Here is a 24,313-nt window from a genome sequence, read left to right on the forward strand (position 1 = left end):
TCAGCCGGCGGGCTCCGGACCGGCGGCGCGCATGACGTCGCGGGCGGTGAGCGCCACGTGCAGCGACAGGCGCCGCTCGCTCGAGTCCAGGTCGACGCCGAGCACCCGCTCGATCAGCTCCAGCCGCTGGTAGAGCGCCGACCGCGACAGCGACATCGCGTCCGCCGCGCGCCGCTTGTTGCGCCCCTCCACCAGGTACGTCTCCAGCAGCGCGACGTGGTTCGTGCCGTGCCGCTGGTCGTAGGAGAGCAGCGGGCCCAGCTCGCGCTCGACGAACGTCTGCAGGCGCACGTCGTCGCGCAGCAGGTACAGCAGGCCCCGGAGGCGGACGTCGTGCAGCCGGTAGAACGCGCGGGGCTCGGCGGTGTGCACCGTCGCGTCGGCCACCTGCGCCGCCTCGACCAGTGAGCGCCGGGCCAGGTCGAGCGTGCGGACCACCGATCCGGCGGCGACCACCACGTCCGAGCCGGCCCGGTGACCGGCCCGGGTGAGCGCTGTGGACAGGCCGTGCAGCGCGGCCTCGTCCGAGCCGGTCTCGTCGAGGGCGACGAGGAGGGTGACGCCGGTGCCGCCCGCCGCCTCGTCCACGTCGCCGGCGAGCGCGGCGAGCCCGCACTCGCGTACCGCCGTCTCCACCGCGTCCAGCAGCTCCCGTCGGCGCGCGTTCGGGTCGGCGCCGCCGGCCGGGGCCGCCCGCCGCCGACGGACCACGACCCCGAGCAGCGGTCGCTGTTCCAGGACGACACCGAGCCCGCGCGCCCGCAGCGCCACGTCCCGGGTGGGCGCCGAGTGGTTGACGATGCTCAGCAGCAGGCTGCTGCGCGCCTGCCGCTCGACCGACGAGGAGTCCCGGGCGACGAGCTGGTTCAACGCGATGGTGGACGCGGCCCGCTCCAGCAGCACCCGGGTCCGGGCCGGCGGCTCCTGGTCGCACAGCAGCACGAGCCGCCCCCACCTGTTGCCGCGCGCCTCGACGCTCGTCACCAGCCAGCCGGAGCGCGGCTCGTAGCCGGTGCCGGACGGGACCTCGACCGCGCGCGAGCGGGTCTCCCACCGGTCCAGCAACTCCTCCGCGGTCAGCGGGCCGGTCTCGTACGCGAGCACGTGGTGGGCGAGGTTCTCCAGCACCGCGGGACGCCGGGACAGGCGGGTGACCTCGCGGAGCACCTGCCGGGGCTCGGCGCCCTCCACCGACAGCTCGGTGAAGATGCGGTGGATCTCGTCCTTGGCGAGCAGTTCGGCGGTCTGCTCCTCGACGATCACGGAGTGGACGACCTCGGTCACCGCCACGAACCGCATCTCGCGCCGCAACGCGATGAGGGGCAGGTTCCGGCTGCGGGCGTGCTCGACCAGCCCGGCCGGTAGGGTGCCACCGAACCGGCGGCCCAGCTCGACCACCACGCCCGCCACCCCGACGGCCGCCAGGCCGTCGATCCAGCGGCGCAGCCCGTCGTCGTCGGGGGGCAGGCCGATGCCGGTGGTCAGCACCAGCTCACCGCCGCGCAGCAGGTCGGCGATCTCGGGGATCTCGGCGACGTGCACCCAGCGCACCGGCGCGTCCAGCCGGTCCCGGCCGGCCAGGACACGCGGCCCGGCCTGCTGCAACGCCGGCAGTTCGAGCACGTCACGAACCGTCATCGGCATCGGCGGCGTTTCTCCCTTCCCCTCGGCGCACAGTATGTGCGCATCCCGGGTACGGGAACGACACAGTGCCCATTGCCCGGACCTGGGGAAGCGCAGATGATCCGGGCATGACCCAGACAGCACCCGGCACCGTGCCCGCTCCCGTCCCGCTGGAGCGGGTGACCCACTGGATCGACGGCAAGCCGTTCGCCGGCGTCACCGAGCGTACGGCCCCAGTCTACGATCCGGCGCTGGGCTCGGTCCGCACGGAGGTGCCGCTGGCCTCGGTCGACGAGGTGGACCAGGCCGTCGCCTCCGCCGCCGCCGCGTTCACCTCCTGGCGGAACTCGTCGCTGACCAAGCGCACCCAGGTGCTGTTCGCGTTCCGGGAGCTGGTCAACCAGCACAAGCAGGAGCTGGCCGAGCTGATCACGGCCGAGCACGGCAAGGTCGTCTCGGACGCCCTCGGCGAGGTCACCCGCGGGCTGGAGGTCGTCGAGTTCGCGTGCGGGATCCCGCACCTGCTCAAGGGCGGCTACTCCGAGGGCGTCTCCACGAACGTGGACGTCTACTCGATCCGCCAGCCGGTCGGCGTCTGCGCCGTCATCTCGCCGTTCAACTTCCCGGTGATGGTCCCGATGTGGTTCGTGCCCATCGCCATCGCGGCGGGGAACACCGTCGTGCTCAAGCCCAGCGAGAAGGACCCGTCGGCGTCGCTGCTCGTGGCCCGGCTCTGGGAGCGGGCCGGCCTGCCCGCCGGCGTGTTCAACGTCGTGCACGGCGACAAGGTGGCGGTGGACCGGCTGCTGGAGCACCCCGAGGTCAAGGCGGTGTCGTTCGTCGGCTCCACGCCGATCGCCCGGTACGTCTACGAGACCGGCACCCGCAACGGCAAGCGCGTCCAGGCCCTCGGCGGCGCGAAGAACCACATGGTGGTGCTCCCGGACGCCGACCTCGACCTGGCCGCCGACGCGGCGGTGAACGCCGGTTTCGGCTCGGCCGGCGAGCGGTGCATGGCGATCTCCGCCCTGGTGGTCGTCGAGCCCGTCGCCGACGACCTGGTGGCCCGGATCCGCGAGCGCATCGCCACCCTGAAGGTCGGTGACGGGCGGCGCTCCTGCGACATGGGCCCGCTGGTCACCCGGGAGCACCGCGACCGCGTCGCGTCGTACCTCGACGCGGGCGTCGAGGCCGGCGCCGAGCTGGTGGTGGACGGCCGCGAGGTGCGGGTCGACGGCGACGAGTCCGGGTTCTGGCTCGGACCGAGCCTGCTGGACCGGGTGCAGCCGGAGATGAGCGTCTACACCGACGAGATCTTCGGGCCGGTGCTGTCGGTGGTGCGCGTCGGCAGCTACGACGAGGCGCTCACCCTGGTGAACGCCAACCGGTACGGCAACGGCACGGCCATCTTCACGAACGACGGCGGCGCGGCCCGCCGCTACCAGAACGAGGTCGAGGTCGGCATGGTCGGCGTCAACGTGCCGATCCCGGTGCCGATGGCCTACTACTCCTTCGGCGGCTGGAAGGACAGCCTCTTCGGCGACTCGCACGCCCACGGCGCCGAGGGCGTGCACTTCTTCACCCGCGGCAAGGTCGTCACCTCCCGGTGGCTCGACCCCAGCCACGGCGGCATCAACCTCGGCTTTCCCGAGAACGTCTGAGCAGCGGAAGAGAGAACGCCGATGAGCACCAGCGCACGCCGCACCTACGAGCTGGACCGCGCGCACGTCTTCCACTCCTGGTCCGCCCAGTCGCAGCTCGACCCGATGGTGGTCGAGCGCGCCGAGGGGTCGTACTTCTGGGACGGTGACGGGAACCGCTACCTGGACTTCTCGTCGCAGCTCGTCAACACCAACATCGGCCACCAGCACCCGGTGGTGGTCGCGGCGATCCAGGAGCAGGCGGCCCGCCTGTGCACGATCGCGCCGTCCTACGCCAACGACGTCCGCGGCGAGGCGGCCCGGCTGATCACCGAGCTGACCCCGGCCGGCCTGGACAAGGTCTTCTTCACAAACGGCGGCGCGGACGCGATCGAACACGCCGTCCGGATGGCCCGGCTGCACACCGGCCGGCCGAAGGTGCTGTCGCAGTACCGCAGCTACCACGGCGGCACCCAGACCGCGGTGAACCTCACCGGCGACCCGCGCCGCTGGCCCAGCGACAACGGCACCGCCGGGGTGGTGCACTTCTTCGGCCCGTTCCGGTACCGGTCGGAGTTCGGCGCCACCACCGAGGAGGAGGAGTGCACGCTCGCGCTGCGCCACCTCGAACGCGTCGTGGAGATGGAGGGCCCGTCCACCATCGCCGCGATCGTGCTGGAGACGGTGCCGGGCACGGCCGGCATCATGCCGCCGCCGCCGGGCTTCCTCGCGGGCGTACGGGAACTGTGCGACAGGCACGGCATCCTCTACATCGCCGACGAGGTGATGGCGGGCTTCGGGCGTACCGGCGCCTGGTTCGCGCTGGACCACTACGGCGTGACGCCCGACCTGATCACCTTCGCCAAGGGCGTGAACTCCGGTTACGTCCCGCTCGGCGGTGTGGTGATCGCCGAGCACGTCGCCGAGACGTTCGCCGACCGCGCCTACCCGGGCGGCCTGACCTACTCCGGTCACCCGCTGGCCACCGCCGCCGCCGTCGCGACCATCAACGTGATGCGGGACGAGCGGATCGTCGAGAACGCCGCCACGATCGGCGCCGACGTGCTGGGCCCGGGGCTGCGCGACCTCGCCGACCGGCACCCGAGCGTCGGTGACGTACGCGGGCTCGGCGTGTTCTGGGCGCTGGAACTGGTGCGCGACCGCGAGACGAAGGAGCCGCTGGCGCCGTACGGGTCGTCGTCGCCGGAGATGAACGAGGTGCTGGCCGCGTGCAAGCGGGGCGGCCTGGTCGCGTTCGCGAACTTCAACCGGATCCACGTGGTGCCGCCGTGCACCGTGTCGGAGACGGAGGCCAAGGCGGGCCTGGCGATCCTCGACGAGGCGCTGACACTCGCCGACCGCCACACGGTCTGAGGCAACGCCCACACCGCCCGCCGGGTCCACCCCGGCGGGCGGTCCCGTATCCGAGATCCGCGAGACGGCCGGCGACCCCGGTGACGCGGAGACCCCGCACCCAGAAGGTGACGAATGACTACCGTAGATCTCGCCGACCCACCGGTCACCAACCCCTTCGCCGGCACCACCGGCCTTCCGCGTACGTCCGAGGGCTGGACCCAGCTCGTCACCCCGGACGGGCGCCTGCACCCGGACGTGGACGCCGACCACGACGCCCTCGGCCGGCTCACCCGTGACCTGTACCGGGGGATGCGGCTCGCGCGCCGCCTCGACGACGAGGCGTTCGCGTTGCAGCGACAGGGCGAGCTGGGCCTGTGGTTGCAGTGCCGCGGCCAGGAGGCCGCCCAGGTCGGCTCCGTCGCGGCGGTACGCGCCGACGACTACGTCTTCCCGAGCTACCGGGAGCACGCCGCGGCGCTGTGGCGCGGCATCGGCCCGGCCGACCTGCTGCGCCAGTGGCGCGGTGTCGCGCACAGCGGCTGGGATCCGGAGCCGTACTCGTTCCACATCTACACGCTGGTCCTGGCCGCTCAGCTGCTGCACGCCACCGGGTACGCGCTCGGCGTGCAGCGCGACGGCAGCGACACGGTGGTCGTGACGTACTTCGGTGACGGCGCCGCGAGCGAGGGCGACGCGAGCGAGGCGATGAACATCGCCGCCGTCAACGACGCCCCGATGGTGTTCTTCTGCCAGAACAACCAGTGGGCCATCTCCACTCCCACGTCGTCGCAGACCCGTACGCCGATCCACCGGCGCGGCGCCGGGTTCGGCCTGCGCGGCGAGTGGGTCGACGGCAACGACGTGCTGGCGGTGTACGCGGTGACGTCCGCGGTCACCGAGCACGCCCGGTCCGGCAACGGCCCCGCGATCGTCGAGGCCACCACGTACCGGATGGGCGGGCACAGCACGTCGGACGACCCGACCCGGTACCGCACCGACGACGAGCTGGAGACCTGGCGGGCGCGGGATCCGCTGGCCCGGGTCGAGGCGCTGATGCGCGCCGAGGGCTGGAGCGACGAGGCGTTCCTCGGCGAGGTCCAGGCCGAGGCGGACGAGATCGCCGACCGTACCCGCCGGGAGTGCCTGGCGCTGGCGGCGCCGGACCTCGCGGACGCCTTCGCCACGGTGCTGGCTGACGTGCCCCAGCTGCTGCGGGAGGAGCGCGACGCGTTCGTCGCCTACCGCGCCTCCTTCCTCGACTGACGCCCGCCCGATCGGAGAACACGTTTCATGCTCACCCTCTCTCAGGCACTGAACTCAGGCCTGCGCCGCGCCATGGAGGACGACGACAAGGTCCTCCTGATGGGCGAGGACGTCGGCCGGCTCGGCGGCGTCTTCCGGGTCACCGACGGCCTCCAGAAGGACTTCGGTGAAGCCCGGGTGGTGGACACCACGCTCGCCGAGTCCGGGATCATCGGCACCGCCATCGGTTTGGCGCTGCGCGGGTACCGCCCGGTCTGCGAGATCCAGTTCGACGGCTTCGTCTACCCGGCGTTCAACCAGATCGTCTCCCAGCTCGCCAAGATGCGCGCCCGCACCGGCGGCCGTACCGCCCTGCCGGTGGTGGTGCGGATCCCGGTCGGCGGCGGCATCGGCGCGGTGGAGCACCACAGCGAGTCGAACGAGGCGTACTTCGCGCACACCGCCGGGCTGCGGGTCGTCTACTGCGCCAGCCCGGACGACGCGCACTGGATGATCCGCCAGGCCCTCGCCGGTGACGACCCGGTCATCTTCTACGAACCGAAGCGCCGCTACTGGGTCAAGGGCGAGGTGACAACCGCCGGGCCGCCGCTGCCGCTGGACCGCGCCCGGACCGTGCGGCCGGGCACCGACGTGACGCTGCTGACGTACGGGGGCACCGTCGCCACCTGCGTCGCCGCCGCCGAGGCGGCCGCACCGGAGGGCCGCGACATCGAGGTGATCGACCTGCGGTCCATCTCCCCGCTGGACGTGGCGACCATCGAGGAGTCGGTCCGCCGTACCGGCCGGGCGGTGGTGGTCCACGAGGCCCCCACGTTCGCCGGGTTCGGTGCCGAGGTCGTCGCGCAGGTGACCAGCCGGTGCTTCTACTCGCTGGAGGCGCCGGTCGAGCGGGTCGGCGGCTTCAACCTGCCGTACCCGCCCGCGAAGGTCGAGGAGGAGTACCTGCCCGACCTGGACCGGATCCTCGACGCCGTCGACCGCGTCCTGGCCGCGTGAAGGGAGAAGGAGCAGTGACCGTTCAGCAGTTCCGCCTGCCCGACGTCGGCGAAGGGCTCACCGAGGCCGAGATCGTCACCTGGCGGGTCGCGCCGGGCGACCCGGTACGCCTCAACGACGTCATCGTGGACATCGAGACCGCCAAGGCGGTGGTCGAGCTGCCCAGCCCGTACGCCGGTGTGGTGGACCGCCTTTTCGCCGAGGAGGGGCAGACAGTCGAGGTCGGCTCGCCGATCATCGCGATCCGGGTGGCGGGCGACGGCCCGGCCGCCGACGAGCCCGCCGCCGCGCCGCCCGCCGACGAAACGTCCGCCGACGAGCCGGCCGCGGAGCGCACCGCGGTGCTCGTGGGCTACGGGGTGTCCGCGCAGGCCCGGACGCGCCGGCCACGTCGCACCCCGTCCGTCCGGCCGGCCGACACCTCCCGCCCGGCGCACACGTCCCGGCCGCCGGTGCTCACCAAGCCGCCGCTGCGCAAGCTCGCCAGGGACCTCGGTGTGGAGCTGGCGGACGTGCGCGGCAGCGGCCCCGACGGCCGGATCACCCGCCAGGACCTGCTCGACCACACCACCGGCCCGGCACCGGCGGCCGAACACCGCCGGGACGAGCGCCTGCCCGTGCGCGGGGTCCGCAAGGCGACCGCCGCCGCCATGGTCGCCAGCGCGTTCACCGCGCCGCACGTCACCGAGTTCCTCACCGTCGACATGACCGGCACCGTGGAGTTCGTGGACCGGCTGAAGCAGGACCCGGCGTTCCAGGGGGTGAAGGTCAGCCCGCTGCTCGTGGCGTCCCTGGCCCTGCTGGACGCGATCCGCCGGCACCCGGACGTCAACGCCCGGTGGGACGAGGAGAACCAGGAGATCGTCCGGTTCGCCGACGTCAACCTGGGTATCGCCGCCGCGACGCCGCGCGGCCTGCTGGTGCCGAACATCAAGGCCGCGCAGAACCTTCCGGTACGGGACCTCGCGGTCGCCCTGAACGAGCTGGCGGCCACGGCGCGGGAGGGCCGCACCCGTCCCGCCGACCTGGCCGGCGGCACCGTCACCATCACCAACATCGGTGTGTTCGGGGTGGACGCCGGCACCCCGATCCTCAACCCCGGTGAGGCGGCCATCCTCTGCCTCGGTGCGCTGCGCCGGATGCCGTGGGTGGTCGACGAGCAGGTCGTCCCCCGCTGGACCGCGCAGTTGTCGCTGTCGTTCGACCACCGGCTGGTGGACGGGGAACTGGGCAGCCGGGTGCTCGCCCACGTCGGGCGGTTCCTGGAGGATCCGCTGTGGGGCCTGGCCCTGCGCTGAGGACGGCAGACGAACGGCGCGTGGACGGACCCGGGTCCGTCCACGCGCCGTCGTCGTACGAGCGGCCGCGTACGCGTCAGCCGGCCGTGGTGCCGCCGTCGAGGACGAGCGTGTGGCCGGTGACCATCCGCGCCTCGTCGCTGGCGAGGAACACCACCGCGTCGGCGGAGTCGCGCGGCGTCGCCATGCGGCCCAGCGGGATCGACGCGCGGAAGTTCTCCCGGGCGCTGTCCGGCACGTCGCCCATGCCCCCGAGGAACGCCGAGAGCATCGGCGTCTCGGTCGCCGCCGGGGCGATCGCGTTGACCCGGATGCCATGCGGCGCGAGTTCCAGCGCCAGTGCCTTCATCAGGCCGATGACGCCGTGCTTGGCTGCGGTGTACGGCGCGTACCGGGGACGGGCGATGACGGCCTGGAGGGACGCGGTGAACACGATCGCGCCGCCACCGGCGGCGATCAGCGCGGGCACGGCGGCCTGCGCGGTCCAGAACGCCCCCTTGAGGTTGACGTCGATGACGCGGTCCAGCGTCGCCTGGTCGACCTCGTCGACCGGGCCGGTGAACGGCGTACCGGCGTTGGCGTGCATGAGGTCGAGCCGGCCGAACCGCTCGACGGCGGTCTCCACGGCGGCGCGGCAGTCCTCGGCGCGGGTGACGTCGCAGGCCACGCCGGTCACGGCGGAGCCGAACTCGGCGGCCGCCTTCGCGGCGCGGTCGCCGTCGAGGTCGGCGATGACGACGCGCGCGCCCTCCTCGACGAGCCGGCCGACTGTGGCCAGTCCGATGCCGCTGGCGCCTCCGGTGACGACGGCGACGCGGTCAACCAACCTCATGTGCTGCTCCTGTTGAATCGGTCCAGGAGGTCGCCGCTCAGGGTGGGCACCGCGGACAGCAGCCTCTGGGTGTAGGGGTGCTGAGGGTCGGAGTAGATCGATTCGGTGTCACCCGTCTCGACGATCCGGCCCTGGTTCATCACCGCGATCCGGTCGCACAGGTACCGGACGACGGACAGGTCGTGGGAGACCAGGATCAGGGTCAGCTTGAACTGCTCGGCCAGGTCGGTGAGCAGGTTGAGGATCTGCGCGCGCACCGACACGTCGAGCGCGCTGACCGGCTCGTCACCCACGATGACCTTCGGCCCGGCCGCGAGGGCGCGGGCGATCGCGATGCGCTGGCGCTGGCCGCCGGAGAACTGGTGCGGGTAGCGGGTCACCGCCTCCTCGGGCAGGCCCACCGAGTGCATCAGCTCGGCCACGCGGGCCCGGTGGTCACCGGGCAGGCGCAACGCGCGCATCGGCTCCGCGACGATGTCCGCGACGCGCATGCGCGGGTTCAGCGACGACATCGGGTCCTGCAACACCATCTGCACGTCGCGGCGCAGGAACCCGAGCCGCCGCTCCGGCAGGCCGCTGATCCGCTGCCCCTGGTAGAACGCGGCGCCGGAGGTCGGCTGGTCGAGGGCCATGAGGATGCGCGACAGGGTGGACTTGCCGGAGCCGCTCTCCCCCACGATGCCGAACGCCTCGCCCTCGTGGACCTGCACGCTCACGCCGTCGAGCGCGCGGATCGGCTGTCCCGGCGTACGCAGCGACCGCCGCGGGGCGCGGTACTCGCGTACCACGTCGACGGCTTCCAGCAACGGGGTGGTGGTCATGCGCTGGCCTTCCCGCTTCCTAGGGGCTGGTCGCTCTCGATCGGGTGGTGGCAGGCCGCCCGCTGGGTGCTGCCGGGCGGCGCGGTCAGCAGCGGCACGGTCCGGCAGACGTCGTCGGCGCGCGGGCAGCGGTTGCGGTACACGCACCCGGTGGGGAACGACCCGAGCGACGGAACCCGGCCCGGGATGGTCGACAGCCGGCCGCTGCCGTCGGTGCTCTCCAGCACCGTCGACGCCCGCAGGCCCGCCGTGTACGGGTGCCGGGGCGAGTCGAACACGGTGGCAACGTCGCCGTGCTCGACGATCGAGCCGCCGTACATGACGAGCAGTTCCTGGCAGATGCTGGCGACGACGGGCAGGTCGTGCGTGATGAGCAGCAGCGACGCGCCCTCCTCGCGCACCAGCGTGTCCATCAGCCGCAGCATCTCCGCCTGCACGGTGACGTCCAGCGCGGTGGTGGGCTCGTCAGCGATCAGCACGGCGGGGTCGCAGGCCAGCGCGATCGCCAGGACGACGCGCTGGCGCTGACCGCCGGAGAGCTGGTGCGGGTACTTGCGCGCGGTGCGGTCCGGTTCGGGCAGCTGGACCCGGTCGAGCAGCTCGACGGCGCGGGCGGCGGCCGCCCCGCGGCTCATCCCCTTGTGCAGCCGCAGCGACTCGGCGACCTGGTTGCCGACCCGCATCAGCGGGTTCAGCGCCGTCATCGGCTCCTGGAACACCATGGCGATGTCGTTGCCACGGACCGCGCACATCTGCTTGTCGGACAGGTCGAGCAGGTTACGGCCGTTCAGCAGCACCCGTCCGGACGCCGTCACGCCGTGCGGCAGCAGGCCCATCAGCGCGAGCGCGGTCAGCGACTTGCCGCAGCCGGACTCGCCGATGAGCCCCATCCGGCGGCCCCGCCCGATCTCGAACGAGACACCCTTGACGGCCTGGATGTCGTGGACACTGACGACGAGGTCCTCCACCACGAGCCCGCTCATCCCGGTCACCGTCCTCTCAGCCGCGGGTCGAGGGCGTCGCGCAGCCCGTCGCCCATGAGGTTGAAACCGAGCACCGACAGGGCGATGGCCAGACCGGGCCAGACCGCGAGCATCGGCTGTACGACGAAGTAGTTCTGCGCCTCCTGGAGCATCCGGCCCCAGGTGGGGGTCGGCGGCGGGGTGCCGTACCCGAGGTAGGACAGCGCCGCCTCGGCGAGCACCGCGTGCGCGAACGACACCGACGCCTGCACGATGAGCAGGGCCGCGATGTTCGGCAGCACGTACCGCACCATGAGCACCACGCCCCGGCGGCCGTAGCTGCGCGCCGCCAGCACGAAGTCGCTCTGCAGCACCTGCATCGCGCCGGCCCGGGTGAGGCGGCCGAACACCGGGACGTTGGCGACGCCGATGGCGATCATGCCGGTGAGCGTGGAGGCGCCGAAGCCGGCCGCCAGGATGATCGCCAGCAGGATGGCCGGGAAGGCGAAGACGATGTCCAGCCCCCGCATCACCGGTTCGCTGAGCCAGCGCCCACCGCCGGCGGCGAGCAGACCCAGCGGTACGCCGATCGCCGCGGCGATCGCGACGGCGACGACACCGACGAACAGGGTGGTCCGCGCGCCGACGAGCAGCTGGCTGACGATGTCCCGCCCGAAGTGGTCGGTGCCGAGCCAGTAGTCGCCGCCCGGGGCCAGCAGGGTGTTGGCCGGGTCGACCCGGGTCGGGTCGTACGGCGTCCAGACGAACGACACAAGCGCGGTGAGGACGACCAGGCCCACCAGGGCGGCGCCGATCACCAGCGTGAGGTTCCAGCGGCGGCGCGGCTTGACGGGGCCGGGCGCGACGACGTCGGCGGTGGCGTCCGGTGGGGCGTCGGCGACTGATGTCATGCCTTGCTCCTCAGCCTGGGGTCGACCGCGTGGTACACCACGTCGACCAGGAAGTTGATCAGAAGCACCGCCGCCGTGAGCACCATGACCGTGCCCTGCACCTTCAGCAGGTCGCGGTTGCCGACGTCCTGCAACAGCATCCGGCCGAGGCCGGGCAGGCCGAAGACGTTCTCGATCACGACGGTGCCGATGAGCAGCGTCGCGAGTTGCAGGCCGAGGACGGTGATGACCGGGATGGCGGCGTTGCGCAGCGCGTGCCGGGTCAGCGCCTGCGAGCGGCTGAGTCCCTTGGCCCGCGCGGTCTGGATGAAGTCCTCCTGCATGACCTCGACCACCGCGGAGCGGACGTAGCGCATCAGGATCGCGCCCTGGGCCACGCCGAGGGCCAGGGCCGGCATCAGCAGGGCCTGGACGGCGTCGCCGACGTCGTCCCAGCCGGTGAACCCGCCGGCCGGCAGCCACTGGAGTTTCACCGCGAACACGGTGATGAGCAGGATGCCCAGCCAGAACGAGGGGACCGCGATGCCGACCTGGCTGAACGCCGACAACGCCGTACCGATGGCGGTGCGGCTCTTCACCGCCGCCAGGATGCCCAGCGGCACTGCGATGAGCAGCGCCAGCGTCATCCCGGCGAGGATGAGCGGCACGGTGACGCCGAGCTTGTCGGCGATCTCCGAGCCCACCGACACGCCGCTGAGCGGCGAGACGCCGAAGTCACCGCGGATCAGGCCGCCGGCCCAGTCGAGGTACCGCTCGGTGAACGGCCGGTTCGTCCCGAACTGCTCCCGCAGCGCCTCCAGCGCCTCCGGCGTGGCGTTCACGCCGAGCATCGCCTGCGCCTGGTCGCCCGGCAGCAGCGCCAGCATCGTGAAGACGAGGACGGACGCGGCGAACAGCGAGACCGCGAGGATGGCCAGCCGCCGGACGAAGTAGATCACCATGCGTGTGTGCTCCCACTCCGAGTCATGGCCTGATCATCACCATCTTGGTCACGGTCAGCTCCTCCATGGCGAAGCGCGGTCCCTCCCGGCCGATGCCGGAGTCCTTGACGCCGCCGTACGGCATGTTGTCGGCGCGGAAGCCGGGCACCTCGTTCACCAGCACCCCGCCCACGTCGAGGCGGCGCACGACGTCGAGGGCGACCGCCAGGTCACGGGTGAAGACAGCGGCCTGGAGCCCGTAACGCGACCTGTTGACCAGCTCGACCGCCGCGTCCATGTCCGGCACCGACCGGACGCAGACCACCGGGCCGAAGATCTCCTCCGCCCAGCACTCGGCGTCCTCGGGGACGTCGACGAGCACTGTCGGTTGCAGCACCCGGCCCTGCGCCGTACCGCCGGACAGGCAGCGCGCCCCGGCGGCGACCGCGCGGTCCACCCACGAGTGGACCCGCTCGGTGGACGCCTCGTCCACCAGCGCGGACACCCGGGTGTCGGCGGACCGGGGGTCGCCGGTGGTGACAGTGGCCAGCAGCGGCCGGAGGCGTTCCAGCAGCGCCTCGCGGACCGGCTCCTCGACGATCACCCGCTGCACGCTGATGCACGCCTGGCCGGAGGCGTAGAACCCGCCGCGTACGACGGCCTCGGCGGCCCGGTCGAGGTCGGCGTCGCGGCCGACGACGAGCGCCGCGTTGGACCCGAGTTCCAGCAGCACCTTGCGCGGGGCCGCGGCGCGGGCGATCTGGTGGCCGACGTGCGCCGAGCCGGTGAACGACACGGCGGCGACGCCGGGGTGCGTGGTCAGGAGCTTGCCGACCTCGACGCCACCGGTGACGAGCTGGACCCCGGCGGCCGGGCAGCCGGCCCGGCGGAACAGGTCGACGAGCACCAGGGTGGCCAGCGGCGTGTTCGGCGCCGGCTTGACGATCACCGGACAGCCCGCCGCCACCGACGGGGCGACCTTGTGGGCGGCCAGCAGCAGCGGGTAGTTGAACCCGGTGATGCCGACGACGACACCGACCGGGCGGCGTACCCAGAAGCCGAGCATGCCCTCGCCGGACGGCTGCATGTCCAGCGCCACCGTCTCGCCGGTCAGGTGCCCGACCTCCTCGGCGGCCGTCTCCAGCGTGACGAGCGTGCGGGCCACCTCGACCCGGCAGTCGACAAGCGGCTTGCCGGTCTCCAGGACCAGCAGCTCGGCGAGGTCGTCGGCGCGGGCGCGCACCTCGGCGGCGACTGTCGTCAGGATCGCGCGCCGCCGGTGGCCGGGCAGGGCGGCCATCTCCGCGGCGACCCCGAGCGCCGCCTCGACCGCCTTCTCCGCGTCGGTGGGGTCACCCCAGGGCGCCTGGATCACAGTGCTGCCGTCGTACGGGAACCGCACCGGGGCGGTCTGCGCGGTGGTGGTCCAGTCCGCGCCGATCGGCAGCCCGGCGGGCAGCGCGGTCAGCAGCTCCCGCGCGGTCACGACGCCGCTCCCGCCCGGGCGCCGGTGGTGCCGGTGAGGAAGGCGAGCGCCGCGTCGGCGTACACCTTCGTCTTGCGGACGATGTCGTCGACCTCGACGTACTCGTCGGGCTGGTGGGCGATCCACTTCGGGCCCGGGCCGTACACCACGTTCGGGATGCCGCTGTCACGCCACAGGATGGTGCCGTCGGTCGCGCCGGGCACGCCGCCGAAGACCGGCTCGGCGCCGGTGACGGCGCGGTGCGCGCCGGCCACGGCAAGCGAGATCGGGTGGTCCTCCGGGGTGACCGCGCACGGCCTGTCGTCGACGACCTCGACGGCGAAGGTGACGCCGTGCCGGGCGCCGATGGCGTCGGCGTCGGAGCGGACCCGCGCGGCCAGGGCGGCGTGGTCGACACCGGGTACGGTCCGGCAGTCCACGCCGAGCACGGCGCGGCCGGGGATGACGTTGAGCTGGTCGGCGGAACCGGCGTCCAGGACCGTGGGGGTCAGGTACGTCGGGCCGAGGTGCTCGTGCTCACCCGGGTCCGCCTGCAGCTCCTGCTGGAACCGGCCGAGCGCGGCGACCAGCTCGGCGACCGCGGGCACGGGGTTGCGGCCGTGCTGCGGCATCGCGCCGTGCGCCATCTTGCCGGTACAGGTGACGAGCAGCCGGACCGCGCCCTTGGCGACCGCGCAGATCTCCTCCGCCTCCGGCTCACAGATGATCGCGGCGTCCACCTCGCGGGCCAGCGCGGTCGTGGTGAAGTGCTTCGCGCCGAGCATCTGGCCCTCCTCGTCCACCAGGGCCGCCACCACGATCCGGCCCGGGAACGGCCCGGCCAGCTCGACGGCCCGGGTCGCGTGGATCATCGCGGCGACACCGGCCTTCATGTCGGCGGAGCCGCGACCGTACAGCCGCCCGTCGACGATGTCGCCGCCGAACGGGTCGACCGTCCATTCCTCGACAGAGCCCTCGGTGACGACGTCGGTGTGCCCCTCGAACATCAGCGTCGGGCCGGGCAGACCACCGTCCACCACCGCGACGACGTTGGGGCGCCCGGGAACGACCTCGGTGACCTCCGGCCGCCACCCGAAGCCCCGCATGACCTCCGCGACGAGTTCCGCCACGGGCTGCTCACTGCGCCCGCGCTCCGCGTCCCAGGTCGAGGGGATGCGGACCAGGTCCTGGGTGAGCGACACGACGGCTTGCTCGTCGACGAGATGGCCGGCGCGGAGTGAGGCATGGGTGTCCGACGTCATGGCGTCGGAGGTTACGAACTCCGACCCCGAAGGGGAACGTCCAGTTTCCGGGCCGGCGGGGGTACCAGCCCTGGCCGGACCTGGTCTTCTACGGCCGCGGCGACCCGCCGCACCCCCTCGTCGATGCGGTCCAGCGGCATCACCTGGTACCCCAGCCGCAGGTGGTGACGCGGCGCGGGCCGGGCGGCCCAGTACGGCGCCCCGGGGTCGAGCAGGACACCCTGCCGGCGCAGCTCGCGGGCGAGTTCCCCGGCGTCCAGCCCGGGCGGGCCGGTCAGCCACCGGGCCAGCCCGCCACGCGGCACCGGCTGCGGGCCCCAGCGCACGTGCCGCTCGACCGCCCGCACCATCTCCTCGTACAGCCCCTGGTAGTGCGCGCGGACGCGGCGTACGTGACGGGCCAGGTCCCGGCTGGCGATCATCTGCGCGAGGGCCCGTTGCATCGGGCCGGGCGGGTGCCGCAGCACGTAGCGGGAGCGGGCCCGCATGGCGTCCACCAGCGCCGGGGACGCCACCACGTAGCCGAGCCGCAGCCCGGGCGCCAGCAGCTTGCTGAAGCTGCCGAGGTAGACGACGCGGTCCTCGTCGTCCAGCGCCCGCACCGCCACCGCGGGCATCCCCCGGAACGTCATCTCCGGGTCGTAGTCGTCCTCGATCACCACCGCGTCCGCCGCGCCGGCCCGGCGCAGCAGCTCCTCCCGCCGGGACGCCGACATGGTCGCGCCGGTCGGATACTGGTGGCTCGGCGTGACGTACACCAGCTGGGCGCCGTGCAGGTCGGCCGGCAGGTCCTCGACGACCAGGCCGTCCTCGTCGACCCGGCCGGGCACCACGTCGGCGCCGGCCATCTGCATGATCGTCCGCGCGTCGGGGTAGCCCGGGTCCTCGACCAGCACCACGCTGCCCGGCCGGACCAGGACGCTCGCCAGCAGGTGCAGCGCGTGCGTCGAACCCAGCGTGATCATCACCTGGTCGGGGTGCGCGGAGATGCCGCGCGCGGGCAGCACGTGCTCGCAGAGCTGACGCACCAGCTCCGGGTCGTCGGCCTGGCCGGCGTCCCCGATGACCCGGGACAGCCCGTCCTGCCGCAGCGCCTCACGCTGCGCCCGTTCCCACGCGCCGATCGGGAACATGCTGGGGTCGGGCTGGCCGACCACGAACGGGAACGGCGCCCGCGCCCAGGCCGGATCCCGGTGCACAGGCGTGGGGGGCGGTTCCGGCAGCCGCGACTCCCAGTCGATCGGCCGCATCGGCGAGCGGGCGGTCCGCCGCGCGGCCCGCATCCGCACCACCGCGTCGGAGGAGACGTAGAGACCGCGCCGCGGGACCGTCACGATGAGGCCCTGCTCCATGAGCCGGTCGTACGCGGTCAGCACCGTGTTCCGGGAGACGCCGAGCGACTCGGCCAGGCGGCGCGTGCTCGGCAGCGGGCCGTCGTCGTACTGCCCGGCGAGGATCGCGTCCTCGAGCCCGGTGATGATCTGCTCGTAGAGCGGAACCGTGCTCTGCGGGTTGACCGGCAGCAGGAAGTCCGCCACCTCGACCTCCCACTCCCGCGGGGGTCTCGCCCAGTCCCGTCGTCGCACGCCTCGCACACGCCATCCGCGTCCCGCTGGTACTAGCCTAGCCGGAGACCTGGACCTGTTGCGGAGGGCCCGTTCCCGCCACGCTTGGCCGGGCGATGGCAGGTGACGGTCTCCTGCACGCGGACAGGGGTGGACTAATGAGCGCCCAGCGAATCGCGCTGGTGCCCGGCGACGGCATCGGACCGGAGGTCACCGCGCAGGCGGTCAAGGCGTGTGACGCCGCCGCCCGACGGTTCGGGCTCGACCTGGTGTGGGAAGACTACGAACTCGGCGCGGACTACTGGCGGATAACCGGCCAGGTCGTGCCGCCGGACGTGGAACAGGAACTGGCCAAGGCGGACGCCATTCTCTTCGGCGCCGTCGGCGACCCGTCGGTGCCACCCGGCGTGCTCGAACGCGGCCTGGTCATCCACCTGCGGACCGCATTCGACCAGTACGTCAACCTGCGGCCGGTGAAGCTGCTGCCAGGCGTGCCCTCGCCCATCGGCGGGCTGCGTCCCGAGCAGTGCGACCTGGTGATCCTGCGGGAGAACACCGAGGGCGCCTACGTCGGCGCCGGCGGCTTCATCCACCGGGGCGGGCCGGACGAGATCGCCACCCAGGAGTCGGTGAACACCCGCAAGGGTGTCGAACGCCTCATCCGGCACGGTTTCCGGCAGGCCCTGGGCCGCCGGAAGCACGTCACGCTGGTGCACAAGGCGAACATCCTGACGTACGCCGGCGACCTGTGGCAGCGGACCTTCGAGGAGGTCGCCGCGGAGTACCCGGACATCGAGGTGGACTACGTGCACGTCGACGCGATGTGCCTCTACCTGGTCACCCAGCCGGAGCGGTTCGACGTGGTGGTCACCGACAACCTGTTCGGCGACATCATCACCGACCTGGGCGCGGCCGTGCAGGGCGGTCTCGGCCTGGCGGCCAGCGGCAACCTCAACCCGACCGGGTCGGCGCCGAGCATGTTCGAGCCGGTGCACGGCTCCGCGCCGGACATCGCCGGCCGGGGCTGGGCCAATCCCGCCGGCTCGATCCTCAGCGCCGCGCTCATGCTGGAGCACCTGGGCCACCCGGACGCCGCGCGCAGCCTGGAGGACGGCGTGAAGGCGGTCCTGCCGCGCCTGGGCGCCATGCGCGGGCCGGAGATGGGCATGTCGACCGAGGACTTCGGCGACGCCGTCGCCGCCGCCATCGCCGAGGGCGCGTACCAGGCGGAGGCGCTGCCGGCGTAGCGCGTCATCGGCTGATCGAGGTGGCGGCGGGGTGGACCCCGCCGCCACCTTTTTCGCCTGGCACCCCGGCTGGACGGGGTCGGGCGTACGGGGACGTGGGCAGCGCCGAACGGCCACCTCCCGTACGACGTCGCGGGCAACGTTCGGGGACCTCACGGACGGACCTGGCGTGCCCGCCGAAAACCGCATCTCACCTGCTGAGAGCCGTTCGTGGCGGTGTCACCGCGTGTTCCCGCGCGCGTTGCCGCCCGGCCGCCCGAAACCGGGCCACCGCTGGCTCCCCGGGCGGCGATTGGTACCTGCCCACCCCGCTGAACTGGCCCTTTCGCATCGGGTACCACGCTCCTAGTGTCCCGGCTCACAGGCTACGAGCGCCCTTGGCGTTCTTCGCGATGGGACACACGAATGAATCGGCTGAAGATAACGCTGCCCGCCGTGCTGCTCGCCACGGCGCTGGCTCTGACCGCGTGCAGTAGCGATGGCGACGACTCGGAGACCACCACCGGGGGCGGCTCCGGCAACGGCACCGTCACCCTCGGCGCCTACCTGGAGCCGGTGAGCCTCGACCTGACCGCCGAGGCCGGCGCCGCGATCCCGCAGGTCCTGCTCTACAACGTGTACGAGGGCCTGGTGCGCCAGAACGCGGACACCGGTGAGGTGGAGCCGCTGCTGGCCAGCGAGTGGAAGGTGTCCGACGACGGCACCAAGTACTCGTTCAAGCTCCGCGACAACGTCACCTTCCACGACGGTCAGAAGCTCACCGCGCAGGACGTGGTGTGGAGCTTCAAGCGGGTGACCGCGGAAGGCTCGACGAACCCGTTCAAGTCGCAGATGACCGTCGTGAAGACCGTCGAGGCGCCGGACGCCACCACCGTGGACGTCACGCTGTCCCGCCCGAGCCAGAGCTGGCTGTTCGACGTCGCCGGCCGCGTCGGCGTGGTGCTCAAGGAGAACGCCACCGACCTCGGCACGAAGCCGAACGGCACCGGCCCGTTCAAGTTCGACAAGTGGAACCGCGGCGACAGCATCACGCTGGCCCGCCACGACGGCTACTGGGGCGAGAAGGCGAAGGTCGCCTCCGCCGTCTTCCGCTACATCACCGACGCCAACGCGCTGAACAACGCGATGCTCTCCGGTCAGCTCGACATCGTGGCGAACATCCAGGCGCCGCAGCTGCTCGAGGTGTTCAAGGGCAACAAGCAGTTCGAGGTGGTCGAGGGCAAGACGACAGGTGAGGTCGTCCTGGCCATGAACAACGGCAAGGGCCCGCTGGCCGACGCCCGCGTCCGCCAGGCCATCCGCCACGCGATCGACCACGACGCGCTCATCAAGACCGTCTGGTCCGGGTACGGCACGAAGATCGGCAGCATGGTGCCGCCGAGCGACCCGTGGTACGAGGACCGCACCGGCGACTTCCCGCACGACCCCGCCAAGGCCAAGCAGCTGCTGGCCGAGGCCGGCCACGCGAACGGGCTCACCCTGACCATGGACGTCCCGCCGCCGGGTTACGCCCGCGCGTCGGCGCAGTTCGTCGCCTCGCAGCTGAACGAGGTCGGCATCAAGGTGACCCAGAACAACGTCGAGATGCCGCAGTGGCTCGACAAGGTGTTCGGCAAGGCCAACTACGACCTGTCGATCATCGCCCACGTCGAGCCGCGTGACCTGGTCCGCTACGGCGAGCCGGGCTACTACCACCGCTACAAGAACCCGGCCGTCACCCAGCTCATGCAGGAGGCCGACACGGCCCTGGACGCGGCGACCCGGGACAAGAAGTTCGCCGAGGCCGCGAAGGTCATCTCGCAGGAGGCCGCCAGCGACTGGCTGTTCCTGCTGCCGAACCTCGCGGTGATCCGGGACGGCGTCGAGGGTTACCCGAAGGACGCGGTGACCCAGTCGTTCGACGTCACCAAGGTGTCGAAGAAGTAACCTGCTCCACCCACAGAAGGACCTGGTAGGGCTCCCCAGCCCACCAGGTCCTTCTCGCATTCCCACCCCACCCGCCCCGCCCTCCGCCCTCCGCCCTCCGCCCTCCGCCCTCCGCCCTCCGCCCTCCGCCCTCCGCCCTCCGCCCTCGGCGATCTTGCAGTTTCGGCCCTCGGCGCGCGAGGTTCACCCCTTTTGCCGGGGCACAAAGTGCAAGATCGACGACTTCGTCCGGTGACCCACGCCCCGGCGCACCCGTGCTCTGACGCGCGTCCGTCGATCATGGAGTTGTGGCGCCTGGAGTGTCCCGTAAGCGAGATATACGAGGTGCCACAACTCCAAGGTCGACGAAGCTCGCCCGAGATCGCGCGCAGATGCGTCCTGCGGAATCAGTAAGGCCCGCGATTCGCGGTCGGGCAGGCACGCCTGGAATGAGGCGACGCGCACCAATGACTGTGCACAGAGCCCGTCGTACGGGCGAGCCCGCTGTCGGCGCGAGGCCCGCCCGAGATCGCGGACAGACACGGCCGCCTCGGCTCAGGACGGGGCCGGGGACTCGCCGCCAGGCGGGGAAGCCGCGGCTGAACGGTGGACGCGGTCCCGATGCCCGTCGGCCTCGAAGCGCTGCCACCTGCCGGCCGAGGTGTCCCGCACCCACTCCCGCCGCCGCTCCCTATGCGCCCGAGCGCGCCCCACCGTCGTCGATCATGGAGTTGTGACGCCCGGAGTGCCCCGTGAGCGAGGTATGTGAGGTGCCACAACTCCAAGGTCGACGAGGCGCACCCGCAATCGGGGACGACGTCTCCGTCGGGCGGGCGCGCCGGGAACGACGCGAGGCGGGCCCCGTCCGTGTGGACGAAGCCCGCCTCGATCGTCAGGCGCCTACAGTCGCGGCGCCGGGTGGGACAGCGTGTGTCAGCTCAGCCGGGCGGTGGTTGCCCGTCGGCGACCCCGCAGGTGCATGCCCAGCAGGCCGACGCCGAGGATGCCCGCGGCCAGCAGGCCCGTGGTCACACCCGTGGAGAGCGTGGGGCCACCGGTGTTGCCGGAGGCGAGAACCATGCCGTTCTGCGACTCCTGCTCCGTGGTGTTGCCCGCCGGAGCGGCCTTCGGCTTCGGCTTGGGCTTGTCCTTGCCGTTGTCGGCAGCGGCCGGCGCGGGGACCGGCGTCTGCTGCAGCGCCTGGGTGGCCTGAGCGAAGGTCTCCGGCGTCACGTCGGGGGCGTTGCCCTGCGTACGCCACTGCTTGAGCTGCTTCATGCCCTTGCAGGCCGAGGGGTAGCGGTCACAGTAGCTGGTGGTGTTGCCGATGCTCTCGGACGAGAGGACGGCCTTGGCGATGGCGCGGGCCAGCGTGCTGGCACCGGCGTTGAAGATGGCGTTCAGCTGACGGGTGTCGGCCGGGTCGTTGATCTGCAGCGCCTCGCCCTTGCCGGTGGAGACGGCGAAGACGGTGTCACCGTCGCCCAGGGTGTGGATCGGGCTGATCGCGCGGGCCATGCCGTCGTGCGCGTTGCCGGACATGCGCTGCGCGGCGGCCTTCTCCAGCGGAGCGTTTGTGGCGACCACGGCGATCGTGGTGTTGGCCGGCTGCTGGGCGGCGGTGCTCGGCGGGTTGCACTCCTGCTTCTTGGGCGCCTTGTACCCGGCGAACTCGTTGCCGATGCCGAACTTGACGCCGTACAGGGTGCAGTCCGCCGGGTCGACCGGGGAGCCGGCCGGGTTGACGATCACCATCGCGCCGACGTAGATGCCGTCGCCGAGGTGGACACTGGCGGTTCCGACGCCGCCACGCAGGCCGCCACCGCGGGCACCGGTGCCGCCACCGACGCCGCCCTGGCGGACCGGACCGTCCGAGGTGGCCTGCGCCGCGAGGTAACCCCACTCGGCGGAGGTGCGCGCCTTCGGGTCACCGCCGCGGCCGAGGTCGAAGATGTCCGCGGCCGGCACGATCGGGGCCACGCCGCCGGCGCCGACGCGTACGCCCTCGCCCCGGTCCTCCAGCCAGCGGATGATGCCGTTGGTGGCCGACAGCCCGTACATGCTGCTGCCGCCGAGCTGGATCGCGTTGACGCCCGGGTTCGAGTTGAGCGGGCTGAGCAGGTCGGTCTCCTTGGTGGCGGGGGCGCCACCGCGCTGGTCCACACTGGCCACCGACATCTGCGGCATGTAGACGACCGAGGTGCCGGTCAGGTACGGAGCGGTGTCGGACTGCACCTGGCCGACCTGGATGCCGGGAACGTCGGTGATGGCGTTGTGGGCGCCCGGGGCGCCGGCGGCGGGGTTGGCCGACGCGGGCGACGCGACGAGCGCGAGTCCCGGGACGACCAGGGCTGCCGCGGCGATCGCAGCGAATCTGGACGACTTCATGCAGCTTCTCCTATGCGAAGCGGTGCGACCGCCACCCCGATTCGGGGCGGTCGATGCATTGGTCAACTGGTGGTCCCCCGTGGTGCACGACGAGCGATGTGGGGGAGGCTACTGGTCAGACCAGTTAAGGGGAAGACCTGGCCCAGCTAATGGCCTACTCGGGTAATCCCAGGTCAGGCCACATCAGGCGGTATCAGAGCAATACGTCCACCATCGAACGCCGCTCCTCCGGCACGTACTCGGCGTAGTAGTGGTGCAGCTCCTGGCGGGTCAGCCGGGCCACCTCGTCCGCCTCGCCCGCCCGCATCGCGTCGACGACCCGGCGATGGTGGGCCAGGGTGCGCTCCATCAGGGCCTGCGGGTCCGGCGCCTGCGCCAGCTTGGTCGAGATGAGGTCCAGCACCATGCTCCGGACCGCGTCGAGGCAGAGCACGAGCAACTCGTTCCCCGACAGCCGCGCGACGTGCTCGTGGAAGCGGACGTCCGCCGCGCTGAACGCCTCGTAGCCGTCGGCCACCGCGTCCCGCATGCCGGTCAGCGCCTGCTCCAGTTCGTCCAACTCGGACGGTGAGGCCAGCCGGGCCGCCACCGAACCGGCCGCCGACTCGATGATCATGCGGAACTGGAGCAGCTCCGCCACGCCGAGCCGCCGGCTGGCCACGACCCGGGCGAACAGCTTGCGCATCGCCGAGGCGGTCGAGGCGATCACCTGCGGCCCCAGGGGGTCCCCGGGGCGTGAGCGGACCAGGCCGCTGCTCTCCAGCACACGCAGCGCCTCACGCACCGTGGACCTGCTGACGTCGAACTGCGTCGTCAGCTCACGCTCGCTCGGCAGCCGGTCGCCCGGCTGCAGATCCCCGGCGGCGATCCGCTCCTCGACCTGCCGGACGATCCCCTCGTACGCCCGCACGGTCCGCACTGGAGCGAACGAGACAGCCTTCGGCATGGCGAACCTCCCGACGCACGGCGGCCTCGCGCCGCTGGGAACAACGGTACGGTGCATCGACCCGCCCGGTGGTCAGCCCCCGCCCGCCACGACGAGTGCGCAGGCCGGGCGGCGGGTCACCGGAGCAGCCGGCGGGCGCACGGGCCGTCGTGGTCGGCCCGCAGCAGGCAGCGCCGGCCGTCGCCCATCCGCAGATCGCAGAAGACCCGATGGCGTACACCCTGCTCGTCCTCGGCCGAGACGGTGGTCTCGCCCGGGTCGGCCTGGGCGAGCACGCCCGACCAGCGGGCGACGACCCGGGCCAGGCGTACGGCGCCGGCCAGGTCACCGGCGACGACCGGCAGGTGGATGACGAACCGCTCGCGGGGACTCATCGACGGTACGCTCCCGCGTTCATCCGCTTCTGCGCCTGCTCGGACTGCCAGCGCCGCAGCGCGTCCCGGACCCGCGCGGTCTCCTCCCGGCTGACGCCGAGCGCCCGGTAGACGTCGGCCAGGTCGAGCGCCACCCGGTCGAGGAACTCGTGCACCTCGGCCGGGTCGAGCCCGCGCCGGCCCAGCCGAGTCGTCCGGAACCGCCGTTCCTGCACCTGCCAGGGGCGCAACGGCGTGTAGTTGGCCGCCCGGTAGCAGCCCGGCTGGGTGGTACCGCGACCGGCTCGCGCGCGCCGACCGGGCCACCGGAGGTTCCACCGCACGAACGCCTGCCTCTCGTGGTCGAAGGGACTGGAAGGGCGGGGCCACCCGCCCGCCGCGCGCGGGCGGACCCGCCCGCCCCGCCACCGCAGCGTCACTTCGCGGTACGGCACCGGGGCAGTCGAGATTGAGCACTCGAAGGAGTCATGTCCGCCGGTTACCGCACGAACACGGTCCGACAGTAGCAAGGATCCAACATGGCTACAATCCATCATTGC

General features: G+C 72.4%; 20 protein-coding genes. 7 read left to right on the forward strand and 13 right to left on the reverse strand.

Annotated elements, in window-relative coordinates; all coding sequences use genetic code 11:
- Complete coding sequence (locus AB0C17_RS23630) at positions 1-1,644, reverse strand: PucR family transcriptional regulator ligand-binding domain-containing protein (protein ID WP_357390816.1); 1,644 nt, start codon at positions 1,642-1,644, stop codon at positions 1-3.
- A gap of 149 nt (positions 1,645-1,793) precedes the next feature.
- Here AB0C17_RS23630 and AB0C17_RS23635 point away from each other — a divergent pair, with 149 nt between their 5' ends.
- The 5 genes from AB0C17_RS23635 to AB0C17_RS23655 all read left to right on the forward strand — a co-directional run bounded on the left by AB0C17_RS23635 (position 1,794) and on the right by AB0C17_RS23655 (position 8,176).
- Positions 1,794-3,284 (forward strand): CoA-acylating methylmalonate-semialdehyde dehydrogenase, encoded by a 1,491-nt coding sequence (locus AB0C17_RS23635; protein ID WP_357480558.1) that lies wholly within the window; start codon positions 1,794-1,796, stop codon positions 3,282-3,284.
- Between the two features lie 21 nt (positions 3,285-3,305).
- Entirely contained in the window at positions 3,306-4,637 is a 1,332-nt protein-coding gene (locus AB0C17_RS23640) for an aspartate aminotransferase family protein (protein ID WP_357473590.1), read from the forward strand.
- Positions 4,638-4,751: 114 nt separating this feature from the next.
- On the forward strand, positions 4,752-5,882 hold the full coding sequence (locus AB0C17_RS23645; protein ID WP_357480516.1) for a thiamine pyrophosphate-dependent enzyme: 1,131 nt from the start codon (positions 4,752-4,754) through the stop codon (positions 5,880-5,882).
- Between the two features lie 27 nt (positions 5,883-5,909).
- Positions 5,910-6,878 carry an alpha-ketoacid dehydrogenase subunit beta gene (locus AB0C17_RS23650; protein WP_357473596.1) on the forward strand — a complete coding sequence of 323 codons (969 nt, stop codon included), beginning with the start codon at positions 5,910-5,912 and terminating at the stop codon, positions 6,876-6,878.
- Positions 6,879-6,892: 14 nt separating this feature from the next.
- On the forward strand, positions 6,893-8,176 hold the full coding sequence (locus AB0C17_RS23655; RefSeq protein ID WP_357480519.1) for a dihydrolipoamide acetyltransferase family protein: 1,284 nt from the start codon (positions 6,893-6,895) through the stop codon (positions 8,174-8,176).
- Between the two features lie 76 nt (positions 8,177-8,252).
- Here the strand turns inward: AB0C17_RS23655 and AB0C17_RS23660 are convergent, their stop codons facing one another.
- From AB0C17_RS23660 to AB0C17_RS23695, 8 genes are read right to left on the reverse strand one after another with little or no spacing between them, the layout of a single operon-like run.
- Positions 8,253-9,008: an SDR family oxidoreductase gene (locus AB0C17_RS23660; RefSeq protein ID WP_357389359.1), complete on the reverse strand. Its 756-nt coding sequence runs from the start codon at positions 9,006-9,008 to the stop codon at positions 8,253-8,255.
- On the reverse strand, positions 9,005-9,829 hold the full coding sequence (locus tag AB0C17_RS23665; RefSeq protein WP_357389357.1) for an ATP-binding cassette domain-containing protein: 825 nt from the start codon (positions 9,827-9,829) through the stop codon (positions 9,005-9,007). The genes AB0C17_RS23660 and AB0C17_RS23665 overlap by 4 nt, the downstream gene beginning before the upstream one ends.
- Complete coding sequence (locus tag AB0C17_RS23670; protein ID WP_357389355.1) at positions 9,826-10,812, reverse strand: ABC transporter ATP-binding protein; 987 nt, start codon at positions 10,810-10,812, stop codon at positions 9,826-9,828. Before AB0C17_RS23670 ends, AB0C17_RS23665 begins: the two co-directional genes overlap by 4 nt.
- A gap of 5 nt (positions 10,813-10,817) precedes the next feature.
- On the reverse strand, positions 10,818-11,702 hold the full coding sequence (locus tag AB0C17_RS23675) for an ABC transporter permease (RefSeq protein WP_357480522.1): 885 nt from the start codon (positions 11,700-11,702) through the stop codon (positions 10,818-10,820).
- Complete coding sequence (locus AB0C17_RS23680; protein WP_357389351.1) at positions 11,699-12,643, reverse strand: ABC transporter permease; 945 nt, start codon at positions 12,641-12,643, stop codon at positions 11,699-11,701. Before AB0C17_RS23680 ends, AB0C17_RS23675 begins: the two co-directional genes overlap by 4 nt.
- Positions 12,644-12,665: 22 nt before the next feature.
- The gene (locus tag AB0C17_RS23685) at positions 12,666-14,108 is read right to left on the reverse strand and encodes an aldehyde dehydrogenase family protein (protein ID WP_357389349.1); all 1,443 of its coding nucleotides are present in this window, start codon (positions 14,106-14,108) and stop codon (positions 12,666-12,668) included.
- Positions 14,105-15,349 carry a M20 family metallopeptidase gene (locus tag AB0C17_RS23690; protein ID WP_357389347.1) on the reverse strand — a complete coding sequence of 415 codons (1,245 nt, stop codon included), beginning with the start codon at positions 15,347-15,349 and terminating at the stop codon, positions 14,105-14,107. Before AB0C17_RS23690 ends, AB0C17_RS23685 begins: the two co-directional genes overlap by 4 nt.
- Positions 15,350-15,360: 11 nt before the next feature.
- A complete protein-coding gene (locus tag AB0C17_RS23695; RefSeq protein ID WP_357389345.1) occupies positions 15,361-16,887 on the reverse strand; it encodes a PLP-dependent aminotransferase family protein in 1,527 nt (508 codons plus the stop codon).
- A 185-nt stretch (positions 16,888-17,072) separates the two neighbouring features.
- On the opposite strand from AB0C17_RS23695, the gene AB0C17_RS23700 reads away from it, so the two are divergent.
- Together AB0C17_RS23700 and AB0C17_RS23705 are read left to right on the forward strand one after the other, a co-directional pair.
- Positions 17,073-18,161 (forward strand): 3-isopropylmalate dehydrogenase, encoded by a 1,089-nt coding sequence (locus AB0C17_RS23700; RefSeq protein WP_357389343.1) that lies wholly within the window; start codon positions 17,073-17,075, stop codon positions 18,159-18,161.
- A gap of 405 nt (positions 18,162-18,566) precedes the next feature.
- Complete coding sequence (locus AB0C17_RS23705) at positions 18,567-20,087, forward strand: ABC transporter substrate-binding protein (RefSeq protein WP_357389341.1); 1,521 nt, start codon at positions 18,567-18,569, stop codon at positions 20,085-20,087.
- A gap of 912 nt (positions 20,088-20,999) precedes the next feature.
- Here the strand turns inward: AB0C17_RS23705 and AB0C17_RS23710 are convergent.
- From AB0C17_RS23710 to AB0C17_RS23725, 4 genes are all read right to left on the reverse strand, one after another.
- Complete coding sequence (locus AB0C17_RS23710) at positions 21,000-22,454, reverse strand: P1 family peptidase (protein WP_357389340.1); 1,455 nt, start codon at positions 22,452-22,454, stop codon at positions 21,000-21,002.
- 193 nt (positions 22,455-22,647) lie between these two features.
- Positions 22,648-23,400 carry a FadR/GntR family transcriptional regulator gene (locus tag AB0C17_RS23715; protein ID WP_357480525.1) on the reverse strand — a complete coding sequence of 251 codons (753 nt, stop codon included), beginning with the start codon at positions 23,398-23,400 and terminating at the stop codon, positions 22,648-22,650.
- A gap of 116 nt (positions 23,401-23,516) precedes the next feature.
- Complete coding sequence (locus AB0C17_RS23720; RefSeq protein WP_030503872.1) at positions 23,517-23,774, reverse strand: hypothetical protein; 258 nt, start codon at positions 23,772-23,774, stop codon at positions 23,517-23,519.
- Positions 23,771-24,097 carry a DivIVA domain-containing protein gene (locus AB0C17_RS23725; RefSeq protein ID WP_357480560.1) on the reverse strand — a complete coding sequence of 109 codons (327 nt, stop codon included), beginning with the start codon at positions 24,095-24,097 and terminating at the stop codon, positions 23,771-23,773. The genes AB0C17_RS23720 and AB0C17_RS23725 overlap by 4 nt, the downstream gene beginning before the upstream one ends.
- Between the last annotated feature and the right edge of the window lie 216 nt (positions 24,098-24,313).

It is taken from the genome of Micromonospora sp. NPDC048887, assembly GCF_040649715.1.
GTDB lineage: Bacteria > Actinomycetota > Actinomycetes > Mycobacteriales > Micromonosporaceae > Micromonospora.

Bases quoted from the DNA above. Each gene is read 5' to 3' on its own strand.
- AB0C17_RS23630 (WP_357390816.1), bottom strand. From the start codon at position 1,644: ATGCCGATGACGGTTCGTGACGTGCTCGAACTGCCGGCGTTGCAGCAG.
- AB0C17_RS23640 (WP_357473590.1), top strand. From the start codon at position 3,306: ATGAGCACCAGCGCACGCCGCACCTACGAGCTGGACCGCGCGCACGTC.
- AB0C17_RS23645 (WP_357480516.1), top strand. From the start codon at position 4,752: ATGACTACCGTAGATCTCGCCGACCCACCGGTCACCAACCCCTTCGCC.
- AB0C17_RS23650 (WP_357473596.1), top strand. From the start codon at position 5,910: ATGCTCACCCTCTCTCAGGCACTGAACTCAGGCCTGCGCCGCGCCATG.
- AB0C17_RS23660 (WP_357389359.1), bottom strand. From the start codon at position 9,008: ATGAGGTTGGTTGACCGCGTCGCCGTCGTCACCGGAGGCGCCAGCGGC.
- AB0C17_RS23665 (WP_357389357.1), bottom strand. From the start codon at position 9,829: ATGACCACCACCCCGTTGCTGGAAGCCGTCGACGTGGTACGCGAGTAC.
- AB0C17_RS23670 (WP_357389355.1), bottom strand. From the start codon at position 10,812: ATGAGCGGGCTCGTGGTGGAGGACCTCGTCGTCAGTGTCCACGACATC.
- AB0C17_RS23675 (WP_357480522.1), bottom strand. From the start codon at position 11,702: ATGACATCAGTCGCCGACGCCCCACCGGACGCCACCGCCGACGTCGTC.
- AB0C17_RS23680 (WP_357389351.1), bottom strand. From the start codon at position 12,643: ATGGTGATCTACTTCGTCCGGCGGCTGGCCATCCTCGCGGTCTCGCTG.
- AB0C17_RS23690 (WP_357389347.1), bottom strand. From the start codon at position 15,349: ATGACGTCGGACACCCATGCCTCACTCCGCGCCGGCCATCTCGTCGAC.
- AB0C17_RS23700 (WP_357389343.1), top strand. From the start codon at position 17,073: ATGAGCGCCCAGCGAATCGCGCTGGTGCCCGGCGACGGCATCGGACCG.
- AB0C17_RS23705 (WP_357389341.1), top strand. From the start codon at position 18,567: ATGAATCGGCTGAAGATAACGCTGCCCGCCGTGCTGCTCGCCACGGCG.
- AB0C17_RS23710 (WP_357389340.1), bottom strand. From the start codon at position 22,454: ATGAAGTCGTCCAGATTCGCTGCGATCGCCGCGGCAGCCCTGGTCGTC.
- AB0C17_RS23715 (WP_357480525.1), bottom strand. From the start codon at position 23,400: ATGCCGAAGGCTGTCTCGTTCGCTCCAGTGCGGACCGTGCGGGCGTAC.
- AB0C17_RS23720 (WP_030503872.1), bottom strand. From the start codon at position 23,774: ATGAGTCCCCGCGAGCGGTTCGTCATCCACCTGCCGGTCGTCGCCGGT.